This window comes from uncultured Nostoc sp. (assembly GCF_964247315.1).
In the GTDB taxonomy this organism is placed as follows: domain Bacteria; phylum Cyanobacteriota; class Cyanobacteriia; order Cyanobacteriales; family Nostocaceae; genus Nostoc.
This window is the reverse complement of the sequence record NZ_CAXTTT010000085.1, coordinates 23,152-34,369: the sequence shown is the minus strand read 5'-3', so window position 1 is coordinate 34,369 and position 11,218 is coordinate 23,152. Positions and strand designations below refer to the sequence as shown.

12 protein-coding genes and 1 pseudogene are annotated in these 11,218 nt (G+C 41.6%); all 13 read left to right on the top strand.

Annotation, left to right across the window (positions count from 1 at the left end):
• Positions 1-314 precede the first annotated feature (314 nt).
• Positions 315-488, top strand: coding sequence for a hypothetical protein (locus ACFE93_RS23250; protein ID WP_375476669.1), 174 nt, complete (start codon positions 315-317; stop codon positions 486-488).
• Positions 489-817: 329 nt separating this feature from the next.
• A complete protein-coding gene (gene nifH / locus ACFE93_RS23245; protein ID WP_375476667.1) occupies positions 818-1,642 on the top strand; it encodes a nitrogenase iron protein in 825 nt (274 codons plus the stop codon).
• A 166-nt stretch (positions 1,643-1,808) separates the two neighbouring features.
• Positions 1,809-2,195: a hypothetical protein gene (locus ACFE93_RS23240; protein WP_375476665.1), complete on the top strand. Its 387-nt coding sequence runs from the start codon at positions 1,809-1,811 to the stop codon at positions 2,193-2,195.
• 11 nt (positions 2,196-2,206) lie between these two features.
• On the top strand, positions 2,207-2,386 hold the full coding sequence (locus tag ACFE93_RS23235) for a hypothetical protein (RefSeq protein ID WP_375476663.1): 180 nt from the start codon (positions 2,207-2,209) through the stop codon (positions 2,384-2,386).
• A gap of 72 nt (positions 2,387-2,458) precedes the next feature.
• Positions 2,459-3,790, top strand: a complete 1,332-nt coding sequence (locus tag ACFE93_RS23230) for a substrate-binding domain-containing protein (RefSeq protein WP_375476661.1) — start codon at positions 2,459-2,461, stop codon at positions 3,788-3,790.
• Between the two features lie 303 nt (positions 3,791-4,093).
• Positions 4,094-5,212 carry a homocitrate synthase gene (gene nifV / locus ACFE93_RS23225; RefSeq protein ID WP_375476659.1) on the top strand — a complete coding sequence of 373 codons (1,119 nt, stop codon included), beginning with the start codon at positions 4,094-4,096 and terminating at the stop codon, positions 5,210-5,212.
• Between the two features lie 255 nt (positions 5,213-5,467).
• Positions 5,468-5,596 (top strand): annotated as a pseudogene (locus tag ACFE93_RS23220) (CopG family transcriptional regulator); the annotation flags it as partial.
• Positions 5,597-5,994: 398 nt separating this feature from the next.
• On the top strand, positions 5,995-6,708 hold the full coding sequence (locus tag ACFE93_RS23215) for a 2OG-Fe(II) oxygenase (protein WP_375476657.1): 714 nt from the start codon (positions 5,995-5,997) through the stop codon (positions 6,706-6,708).
• Positions 6,709-7,327: 619 nt separating this feature from the next.
• The gene (locus ACFE93_RS23210) at positions 7,328-8,149 is read left to right on the top strand and encodes an NADPH-dependent oxidoreductase (RefSeq protein ID WP_375476655.1); all 822 of its coding nucleotides are present in this window, start codon (positions 7,328-7,330) and stop codon (positions 8,147-8,149) included.
• Positions 8,150-8,523: 374 nt separating this feature from the next.
• Positions 8,524-8,760 (top strand): hypothetical protein, encoded by a 237-nt coding sequence (locus ACFE93_RS23205; RefSeq protein WP_292871618.1) that lies wholly within the window; start codon positions 8,524-8,526, stop codon positions 8,758-8,760.
• A gap of 483 nt (positions 8,761-9,243) precedes the next feature.
• The gene (locus tag ACFE93_RS23200) at positions 9,244-9,603 is read left to right on the top strand and encodes a phosphate-starvation-inducible PsiE family protein (RefSeq protein WP_375476653.1); all 360 of its coding nucleotides are present in this window, start codon (positions 9,244-9,246) and stop codon (positions 9,601-9,603) included.
• A 516-nt stretch (positions 9,604-10,119) separates the two neighbouring features.
• Positions 10,120-10,611 carry a DUF2231 domain-containing protein gene (locus ACFE93_RS23195; RefSeq protein ID WP_375476651.1) on the top strand — a complete coding sequence of 164 codons (492 nt, stop codon included), beginning with the start codon at positions 10,120-10,122 and terminating at the stop codon, positions 10,609-10,611.
• Positions 10,611-11,216 carry a DUF2231 domain-containing protein gene (locus tag ACFE93_RS23190; RefSeq protein WP_375476649.1) on the top strand — a complete coding sequence of 202 codons (606 nt, stop codon included), beginning with the start codon at positions 10,611-10,613 and terminating at the stop codon, positions 11,214-11,216. Before ACFE93_RS23195 ends, ACFE93_RS23190 begins: the two co-directional genes overlap by 1 nt.
• The last annotated feature ends 2 nt before the right edge of the window (positions 11,217-11,218 follow it).

Here is an 11,218-nt window from a genome sequence, read left to right as displayed (position 1 = left end):
AAATCCTTTTATATATAAGACTTTTAGCAAAGGAAGTAGACAGACTATTCTAACTATAAACGAATAGACAAATGATTTAATTGGTATTCTGATTCCAGATACTTCAGTTGGATAAATCGGCGATATTTACTCAAATCAAAACAATAGGAGAAATGTAATTGTTTGCTTTTAAGCTTTCTAGCTGATGAGTAATTGTAACCACTAATACTGTTTGTAAATTAGTTTGTCGGCGCAAGTAAATTGGCCAGATGTATGATATTCTTTATTTATAAGGAATCTAATACCAGAACAAAAACTCCTTAGATTGCTTTGAAGTGAGTATCAGACCAGCCTCATCAGTTATTGGTGACGGCATAACGTTAATCGAAGTGGAGCAAAATCGCCTAAAAATCGGTTTTTCGTTTGGCGAAGCTGTTGCCATAGCGTTGGCTGGACTGATTTTTTTATGTATCTTCCTACCAGGGAAAATAATGCTTGTCTTGCTGTAAGTAAGCAAAGATTTCTCATTCACCTACCGTATGTATAGAAGTTTTCTGAATTTTTGGTGACAGGATTGGAACTAATTTTTAGCACTTTTGTTGTATCTTGCATCCTACTAATATTTACTGCCATATCTGTAAAAAGCTGTTTAACTTTTAGCAGATAACTGCAATATTTATAGTGCTGAATAGACGGCTAATCTCCACTATCTAACAGCATAAATGCAGTCAAGAACTAGGTAGTAAATACTTTCAAAAACGACAACTTCAATTTAATTCAACACTCTAATTGAATTTTGGAGCCGAATCAATAAGTCTGCGCCATTACCGAGGTTTTTATGCGGAAAATCGCTATTTATGGAAGAGGGGGAGTTGGCAAATCCACAACGACTCAAAACGTAGTAGCTGGACTCACTGATATGAGTCGTAAGGTGATGGTCGTAGGGTGTGACTCGAAAGCAGACTCCACCCGGCTCCTTTTGGGGGGGTTCCACCAGAAGATTGTACTTGATACGTTGCGTAAAGAAGAAGATGATGTGAATTTAGAAGACTTCCGCCAGGAGGGATGGGGGAAGACGCTGTGTGTCGAATCGGGTGGGCCGGAACCTGGTGTAGGATGTGCAGGTAGAGGCATTCTGACATCAATTGGGTTGCTGGAACAACTTGGTGCTTATGATGATGCAGTTAGACTTGATTATACATTTTATGATGGTTTGGGTGATGTGGTATGCGGTGGATTTGTCATGCCCATTCGTGAACGCAAAGCTCAAGAAATTTACATTGTCACTTCTGGGGAAATTATGGCAATGTATACTGTCAACAACATCTGCCGAAGCATTCAAAAGTACGCTCCTATAGGCGGTATACGTCTGGGTGGATTGATCTGCAATTCTCGCAAAGTCGATCAAGAAAACGATCTAATCGAGGCTCTGGCAGAGAAACTGGGGACTCAAATGATCTACTCCATACCCAGAAACAACATGGTGCAACGGGCAGAGTTCCACCGCAAGACAGTGATTGAGTATGCTCCTGAGTCTGAACAGGCACAGCATTATCGCAACCTGGCAATGGCAATTGACCAAAATACAGATTTTGTCACTCCGAAATCTATGTCTAACGATCAGCTAGAGGAACTGCTGGTAAAGTTTGGGTTGTTTGACTAGAACAATGCAGTAGAGGTTATCCCTCATACAAAGTGTCTGGAGCAATTGGCAATCTCTTACTCGAAAAAGCAGAAAAAACTGCGTAAACTTCTTACCACTATTTGAGAAATCGGCGTTCTGAACCACGCCAAAATCCGTCTACCTCATTGAAGGAGGAGAACTCATTATGTTGACTGAAGAGGTTTTAGTTCAAAAATTTACTACCGTAGTCAAGGGACGCTGTGCCAAAGTCGGCGAGTTGCTCCAGTACTGCCACGTCGAACTCGTAAACTCTTACTGGGGATGCCCTCCAAAACTCATACAACATTTTGTTATTTTTTATCCTAATATGCTGTTTGCCTCAGTCAATGCCTACAAAGACGTTTTTAGAGGCGTTGCCCAAGATTTGGGGATATGTGAGGCTGTTTGCATAAATGCCACACGCATTATCCGCGATCCCGTCTCAAGATTGAAGGAAAAGAACCCGATCTTATGGTTGGAACTCCAGTGGGTAGCAGTACCAACTAAAAAAGGTAATTGGCATTTAGATCGAGATTTACCGCACTCGGACTAAGTTTTCTGTTGGTGACGCAGGCATCGCCTTGGTTAGCAGATGATGAAAAAGCGATGCCTACAGCGATCGCTAAATTGCTAAATAGTATCCAAAGGCGCAAGTATTTTAGCAAAATGCATGTTATGCTTGCAGCAAATAAGCGAAATTGTCAAAACATCAAGATGTCTGACAACAAAAACGGCAAACACTAGAAAACCTTGCTATTGACCCAACAAATTTAAGTTTGTGTGCTGCGGCTTTTTCTAACGGAGAGATACAGCCTCATGAAACTGGATGTGAATCTTTGCAACAACCTGAAGTCAATTAGAACTCGCTTGGGCATGAGTCAGCAAGAATTAGCTAATATAGCTGGCGTAACTCGTCAGAGTATTGGTGGTGTGGAATTGGGACAATATGCTCCTTCTGTTGCTATGTCACTACGTTTAGCCAAGGCACTTGGTTGCCAAGTCGAGGACTTATTCTGGTTTGAGGAAGATTTACCAGAAGTTGAGGCAATTCTCGCGGGATCAGGCCCTAAGCAACAGCAATCACGAGTTAGTCTAGCGCGGGTTGGGAATCAATGGATAGCTTATCCCCTTGTTGGGAATGATGCTTTTCGGATCGAAATGATTCCAGCCGATGGTGAGACAGTTGCGATGAGTCACCCCATTGTAGAGACTGGGATTAGCGCAAGCGAAGCGGTAGCGAGTACTCAAGCGTCCGTAGAAGCGTCATCCGTAAGGGTGAAAGAGTTTCCCCGCATTAGCAAATTGCCATTAGCGTCAGCACTTCGGCTACGCTCAGTGACCGAGGTAGCTGGTAACGAACGTCACTCGGAGGGTGAAGTACAAAGCCAGATCGGTACAAATAAAGTCCAGGTTCGGCTTCTGGATGATATAGATAAACTGCATAATACAGTTGTGATTGCTGGTTGTACACCTGTGCTTTCCCTCTTGGCAAGAGCAACTGAACGTTGGCATCCGCAATTGCGAGTTCATTATCGTTTTGCCCATAGCAAGGCTGCATTGCGTAGTTTGTGCCGAGGTGAAGTTCACATTGCAGGAATGCACTTATATGATCCCCAAACTGGGGAACATAACATTCCCTTTGTGCGAGAAGCCTTAACAGATAAGAGTGCTGTCTTGATTACCCTTGGAGTTTGGGAAGAAGGTTTGTTAGTCCCACCAGGAAACCCGATGGGAGTTAAAACAGTTTCCGACTTAGTAGAATTTGGAGCAACTATTGTCACCCATGAAGTGGGTTCTGGCAGTCGGATGCTTTTAGAACGGAAACTCCAAGAAGAAGGAGTACCATTGCACAAAGTTAAAGGATCTGATCGTATCGTTCACAGCCATCAAGATGTTGCTTTATCTATAGTCTCAGGAGTTGCTAATGCAGGTATCAGTACAGCATCTATAGCTGCTGCCTTTGGGTTGGGATTTATCCCCCTTCATCGTGCGCGATATGACTTGGTGATTATTAAAGAATACTTGGAAGAAGAACCCGTAAAGCAGTTTCTCAGTATCTTTGGACATCAGCTAGTGCGATCGCAATTAGAGATTCTCGGTGGCTATGACACTAGCAATATTGGAGAAGTTGTAGCAAATATTTCATAATTCGTAATTCGTAATTCGTAATTCGTAATTATTACTGCACGATAAAGGAATATGTCTTTTACTTTCCACAACTCAAGTTAGCTGCTCTGTATTTCAATTACTAATTAACGCGATGTGCAACTTATCTTTAGAATCACACTGCTATTCCTCTCCCCCACTCCTGAGAATCTTTGATTCTTGCTCCCCAACGCTAGTAGGGAAGGGGTTGGGGGTTAGGTCTGAAGAAAGTTGCACACGGCGTCAATTACTCAAGCAAATCAAAATCACACAACAAGTTAGCTGATTATGAATCATCACTTCACTATGAACAAACATCCCGTTCAGATTAACGATACAACCTTGCGAGATGGCGAACAAGCAGCAGGTGTAGCTTTTAATGTTGAAGAAAAAATTGCGATCGCCACTTTTCTTGATGCCATTGGTGTTCCAGAATTAGAAATTGGCGTTCCAGCAATGGGACAAGAAGAAGCAGAGTCGATCCGAGCGATCGCTAATCTAGGATTAAACGCCCAATTACTTGGCTGGAACCGTGCTAATTTGTCCGATATCCAGGCATCTATAGATTGTGGTTTAGAACGGGTGCATATTTCCGTTCCCGTCTCAGAAATTCAGATTGCTGCCAAGTTTGGGGGTAAGCAGCAGGTAATGCTGGATCGTCTGCGGGATGCGATTAATTTCGCTTGCGATCGCGGTTTATCTGTATCTGTTGGCGGAGAAGATTCTTCCAGAGCCGATCCATCTTTTCTATTGGATGTGGCGTATTATGCTCAAGAATTGGGAGCTTTCCGGTTTCGCTTTTGTGACACTGTAGGAATTCTCGATCCTCTGAACACTTACAGTAAAGTTCGCTCCCTTGTGCATCATTTATTTATTCCCATAGAAATGCACACGCATAATGATTTTGGACTGGCAATGGCGAACTCGCTAGCTGGTATTGAAGCAGGGGCGCTATCAGTCAACACTACTGTAAATGGGATTGGCGAACGCGCAGGTAATGCGGCGCTGGAAGAAATGGTGATGGCATTGAAACACCTCTACGGCATCCCAACGGGTATTAATACAAAACGGTTACTGGAACTGTCACGGTTAGTTGCGAAAGCTGCCAATTGGCCGGTTCCTCCCTGGAAAGCGATCGTGGGTGAAAATACTTTTGCACATGAGTCGGGCATTCATGCTCACGGTGTGTTGCAAAATCCCGGTACTTATGAACCGTTTGCGCCGGAAGATGTTGGTTGGGAACGTCGCTTGGTAGTAGGCAAACATTCCGGTCGGCATCTGATATTCAGTGTGTTACAAGAACATGGAATCACACTCAGTCAACCAGAAATTCAATCAGTGCTGGATGCTGTAAAGCATCAGTCAGTAAAAGTAAAGCGCAGTCTCACGGTTGAAGAACTCCTGAGTTTCGTTCCCCAAGGGTGAACGCACACATCTACCGAAACATTACAGCAGTTTTCAGGTATTTAGCCCATGACTGAAACGGGGAATGCAGAGTAGGGAGTAAGGAATGGTGTAGTTAAATTACTTGAAAAGCGCTGTAAGTTGCATTGTGCTTTTACCCAGAAGACTTGAATCAAAAGTGAAGTTGGTTAAGAACACATAACAATTCCGTCTCCGTTGGCGATCGCAATTCTTATATTAACTGCTAAAATATTACCAATTATGTTGGTATTGGCTATGCCGAGAAAAGAGCAAGGATGGATCACTTTTCAATTGTCTCCAGAAGAACGGCAACTTCTAGAGCAGCACTGCAAACAGTTCCAACGGACTAAGACTGATGTTTTGCGCTCCCTATTGCGTAGTCTCCAAGCACAATTACTCAAACAAGAGGGAAAGCAGTTTGATTCTGAAGAGGTTGATCTTGACCTACTTTGAGCAGTGGTGAAGAATCGCTATTTTTAAAGCCAGTTGTCTTGTAGCCAAAGAAATTTGTAATGAGGTTGATAATCCCTCTGAAATCGTAAAAAAGCGTTCAAGTTCAAAAGTTGACTATGACAAATCCTACAAAATTATTGCGGTCAGGTGAAATTCCTTTTAATTACGAAATTGATTGGAACACTTCTCTAATTGTTCTGGTGTTGAAACTTCTGCAGCTTGAGCAAAGCTTCTTGATGCAGAGCTAAATCGATTGTTAATGCTTCAATGCCACTTGATGTTCAGGGTAGTCAGGATTGGTTAATTCTACTAAAGCATTTTTTTCTACCATGCTTAATTTTGAGTCTATTCGTGCCACAGCAATGCAAAAAGTCCCATATAACTGGGCTTTGATCAAAAACCTGCTTTCACCAGAAGCAAGCTTAGAACTAACTGCGAGTTTTCCCCATGAAGAGTTTCGCCTGTCGGAGGGAGAGGGATACGGATACTCTTGGGGAAAGATGCTTGCCACTAGCGAGGATATTTCCTTGATGCTCAAATCTAGCGATAATCGCTGGCGAGAGCGGATGGCACAAGGTAGACTTACTTATGACTTGAGACATCTTAGTAAAGTCTGGCGACAGTTGATAGAAGAGCTGTGGACAGATTCTTACCGCGCAGCAATAGCCGAAATGTCTGGGTTGGAACTAAAGGACTGTGTGATGGATATTGGATTTCGCCGATATAACTCAGGACATCTGCATCACCCTCATACAGACGAGCCAAGCAAAGTTTTAACTCATCTGTTATTTTTCAATCAACAATGGTCTGTAGACTGGGGAGGCTGTTTGCGAATTCTCAAAGACTCCCAACCGGAATCTGCCTTCCAAGATATTCTACCCCTTAGTGATTCCTCTGTTGCGATCGCGCGTTCTGACAATTCTTGGCATACAGTAACTCCGCTGACTTGTCCTGCATCTGAGTCTCGGCTAGCTTTACGAGTTGCTTTTTTTCGGAATAATCGCCTAACTTCAGATTTTGGAGAAACCCAGCTAGCTGCGTAGCAGTCAGCCCCTTCGGGGAAGTCAAAAGTCAAAAGTCAAAAGTCAAAATTAATAATCCCCATAAATAAATTTAGGGGCTTGTCAGCCCCTTCGGGGAAGTCAAAAGTCAAAAGTCAAGTATTCTTCTATAGAGGCTTAATGATGAATAAAGGGCGTTGCAGAACAGCGGGATGAATTGGGGTAAGTAAGGGGAGATTTTATCAATTGCTAAATCAGCCTGCTTTGTCTGCAACACCGAATAAATAATTCTATGATTTCACGAACATTCTGTCTGAATGGTTCTAAGTTAAACTGTATAGTACCCTGTGTAAGGGTTGCTTCAAGGGCGGAGGGGCAAAGGGACTTTAGCTTCAAATGATAGAGTATTATCCTCCTTTTGTTACTTCCGTCAGAGAAAATTCCGAAGTTCATATTTCAAAAGGCTTTTATCCATCAGATATCGATGGGCTTAACGAGTGAAACTTAACCAAGCTGAAATCCTTGATTAACACTGTCTTGCTTTTCTAAATTGACAGAATAAGGATCGTATCGATTTTTGTTAGTTAATCAACCTCTTTGTTTTTCGTCGTTAAGAGTCTCTTTGAAAACGTAAAAAAGTGTTGGAGTTCAAAAGTTGACTATGACCAATCCTACAGAACTATTGCGATCGCGCTACGGTGAGATTCCCTTCAACTACGAAATTGACTGGAACGACTCTCTACAAACGCTACTATCTCACCGTTCAGTTCGGTCTTATCTATCTGACCCTTTACCACCAGGAACCCTAGAATGGCTAGTTGCAGCCGCTCAATCTGCTGCTAGTTCAGCTAATTTGCAAACCTGGAGTGTGGTAGCGGTTGAAGATCCAGAGCGCAAAGCAGAATTATGCAAGCTGTCTAATAACCAAGTATGGGTTAACCAGGCTCCTGTATTTTTGGTTTGGTTAGCAGATTTAGGTCGTATGGCTCATATTGCTGACAGTCGCGGATTACCTCATGTGGCTCTGGATTACATAGAATTGTTGTTTAAAGCAGTAATCGATGCCTCGGTAGCAGCGCAAAATGCGACTCTAGCTGCTGAATCTATTGGTTTGGGAACGGTATATATTGGCGCAATTCGCAATAACACCCAAGAGGTAGCAACACTATTAAATTTGCCACCTTTTGTGTTCCCCGTATTTGGATTGTGTGTGGGTTATCCCAATCCTGAAGTACAACCTGCTATTAAGCCGCGTTTACCCCAGTCAGCTATACTGCACCGGGAAATCTATAAATTGGCAGAGCAAGATGAAGCGATCGCTCACTACAATGATATCATGAAAGAATTCTACACTCAACAACAGATGAATGCTGCTGTTGATTGGTCGCAAAACTCAGCCGAGCGAATCGCCACTTTAGACTATTTAAAAGGGTGCAAGTATTTGCGGGAAACTCTCAACAACTTCGGCTTCAAGTTGCTATAAAAGTCTCCACCGTTCGCCTTTGGTATCTTTGCTTAGGAGAAGACTTGTTATTGCTTGATAAAGACCCAAAATCCTTACATACCCAAAATTACACACTCCACACCCAGTCTCAAAAGATAATTTCGGTGCGTAAGTCCTAAGGAATAAATAGACCTACTAACTCGCCACCCCTAGCAATTTTCCTGCTTGAAACCTTTGTACTAATTTGGGGAGTCTCAAGCCATTTAAGCAGTCAACAGGCAAACCAATTAAATGGGTATTCCAGCAGGCTTTATCTTTCAAAAAAAGGTTGACCTGTAAGAATCGCTCTTTGACTGAGAATTGCTGACCAAAAATGTAGAATTTACCCTGTGAAACTAAAGGAGCTTCAAACAATGAATATGACTGAATTGTCTACCAAAGACCTCAACAAACTACGCTCTCAAGCCAAAATAATTGTTAACCGAGTAGAGATTTTCGTAGAAACTTACTTATTAGAAACCTCTCTTGATGAGAAAGTGATAAACGAAACCTTACAAGAGATTATTAAGGCTGCGAATAACTTAACAACCGCAGTATCCAAAATTAAAACCGTAGAAACCGTACAAGGTGACTTGAACGGTTCAAAATAGTTTAATCGGGCTGAGTGGAACCCCATAGCTAAATAATGGGGATTGAATACAGTACCAGGGCAAACGCATCTAAATTACTCTTGATCACAACCAAGGTTAAGAACCAACGAAAAAATCAGCATTTATCGTTTGGTTTAGTTTCCCAAGCTCAAAGTGATCGCTTCAACCTGTGTCAATAAGCAACAATTAATGCGACTATTTGGGAGCTTATTGAAAATACAATCCTTTTGTTGACATGATGCGGCCGCCCTGAATACAGTACTGAGTGCTGAGTAATCGATGCTAGATACTCAGCACTGTTTCAGTTATGGAGATCAATGAATCTAATTGTCAGGAAATACCATGCTCAAGGGGCTAATTTCAAACTTCAATAACTGGTTACAAAGAAATAAAATTGTCCGGAACCTAGAGTTTTTTCAAGATTTTATTATCATTTCTCTCTGCCTTGGTCTATTCTGTGTGATGCTGATCCGACTGGGAGATATGTTCTTATCCTTTTTGCATCCCTTGGATTTGCGGCAAGTAACATCTGATATCCTATTCATTTTGATTTTAGTAGAATTGTTCCGCCTGTTAATTGATCATCTACAACAACAGCGGACATCCGTGACCGCAGCAGTAGAAATTACTATTGTTTCTGCTTTAAGAGAGGTAATTTTACGCGGTGTTCTCGAAATTCCCCGTGACCAAATTTTTGGAATAGCTGTATTTCTAGTAGTTTTAACAGGAATTATGGTGGCTTTACCTTGGATATCTCGTTTTCTGGAACAGGTCAAAATTCCTCACCCCGAAACAACAGAAAAAACGCAACTGTTGGATAAAAGCTCTCTAGCTTCTGATTAATTGTAACTACAAATACTGTTTGAAAATTAGTTGGCGATCGCAAGTATTTTTAACAGATGTATGATATTCTTTATATATGGAGAATCAAAAGTACAAAATTCTTCAAAAAAATAAAGTACACTCCAAGACCAGCAATTCTCATTATCAGCTTTGGATATTATTATGTCCAAAGCCTATTTAGTCAAATGTATCAGATTCCAAGCGATATTGCGGAGATTTAATATCCTTGTGTTTATATTTCATACATTGTTTTACTTCACAGATGGAAAGTAGTAACTCGTTCATCAGCATTTACCAACGAGTAAAACCTTTTTCGATAACTTGCTATTCTATATTCATTCCAGCGAGCTTTTGCGTATCAGAATCAAGCTACTCTGTGAAAGAATTCTCATTATAAGAATTGCTGTTGTTATTTAGAAGGATTTTAAGTGCAATCTAAATTGTTGTAGAAATCAAAAGATTGTGAAGTATTGATTGTTAAGCACTAAACACTAACTAACACATGAGTAGAATACCATGCTTGAGAAGCTTCTGAATAACCATAATTTACCGTATCCCGATACGATACATCCGATCGTTGTCCATTTTGTGATTGCGATGGTGTTGTTTGCCTTCTTGTGTGATGTCATTGGATACTTTACTAGTAATTACCGTCTTTTCGAGGTGAGTTGGTGGAATATGTTTTTCGCTACAATCTCCATCTTTGTCGCCGTTATTTTTGGTCAATTTGAAGCAGGTTTGGCAGAACCTTATAACGCAGCTGAACGAGTACTTAATTTACATATGATTCTTGGTTGGGCACTTGCAGGAATTCTGGCAGCCATTACAGCTTGGCGTTACGTGATTCATTGCCGCACTCCAGAAAAGATATCAGTTTATTACCTAGCAGCGAGTCTAGTTTTGACTGTTTTGGTAGGCGTACAAGTCTATTTCGGAGATGAATTGGTTTGGGTATATGGGCTGCACACTGTACCAGTTGTTGAAGCCATAAAGGAGGGCTTACTGTAATGAACCCTGAAGTTATTGAGCAATTAAAAACTCAGATGGGAGCAAATGGGTTGCCCTACACTATACCCATTCATCCAAATTTAGTTCATCTCACTCTAGCTTTATTCATCCTTGGCATTACCTTTGATTTTATTGGTGCGTTCTTCCCCCTACAACAACCAATCTTCAAGTTTTTAGCAGTTCCTGCCACTCGTTCCAGCTTTTTTGATGCCGGCTGGTACAATATGCTAGGTTCGGCACTCATCACAATTTTTACGGTAGCAGCAGGTTTTTATGAAATCATGTTGGCAGAACCACTCACTGGGGTAAAGAGTGCTTGGGGATTGGAAGCTATGCAAACAATGCTTTGGCATGGTATGGGTGGTGTTTTTCTACTAGCGCTGATTCTTGGGATGGCTATTTGGAGAGGATTTCAGCGCTATATTTGGCGTCAGGATGACAGTCAACAAGTGCAGTGGACTTATTTAGTTTCTGGACTGTTCATCATGTTCATCATGTTCATCCACGGTACGCTAGGAGCGCAGTTAGCTACTGAGTTTGGAGTTCACAATACTGCTGATATGTTGTTGCGCTTGGGCAAAAACCCCAACTTACTGCTGAGGTAATC

Coding starts and splice junctions, on each gene's coding strand:
- nifH (WP_375476667.1), top strand. CDS start 818: ATGCGGAAAATCGCTATTTATGGAAGAGGGGGAGTTGGCAAATCCACA.
- ACFE93_RS23240 (WP_375476665.1), top strand. CDS start 1,809: ATGTTGACTGAAGAGGTTTTAGTTCAAAAATTTACTACCGTAGTCAAG.
- ACFE93_RS23230 (WP_375476661.1), top strand. CDS start 2,459: ATGAAACTGGATGTGAATCTTTGCAACAACCTGAAGTCAATTAGAACT.
- nifV (WP_375476659.1), top strand. CDS start 4,094: ATGAACAAACATCCCGTTCAGATTAACGATACAACCTTGCGAGATGGC.
- ACFE93_RS23215 (WP_375476657.1), top strand. CDS start 5,995: ATGCTTAATTTTGAGTCTATTCGTGCCACAGCAATGCAAAAAGTCCCA.
- ACFE93_RS23210 (WP_375476655.1), top strand. CDS start 7,328: ATGACCAATCCTACAGAACTATTGCGATCGCGCTACGGTGAGATTCCC.
- ACFE93_RS23205 (WP_292871618.1), top strand. CDS start 8,524: ATGAATATGACTGAATTGTCTACCAAAGACCTCAACAAACTACGCTCT.
- ACFE93_RS23200 (WP_375476653.1), top strand. CDS start 9,244: ATGTTCTTATCCTTTTTGCATCCCTTGGATTTGCGGCAAGTAACATCT.
- ACFE93_RS23195 (WP_375476651.1), top strand. CDS start 10,120: ATGCTTGAGAAGCTTCTGAATAACCATAATTTACCGTATCCCGATACG.
- ACFE93_RS23190 (WP_375476649.1), top strand. CDS start 10,611: ATGAACCCTGAAGTTATTGAGCAATTAAAAACTCAGATGGGAGCAAAT.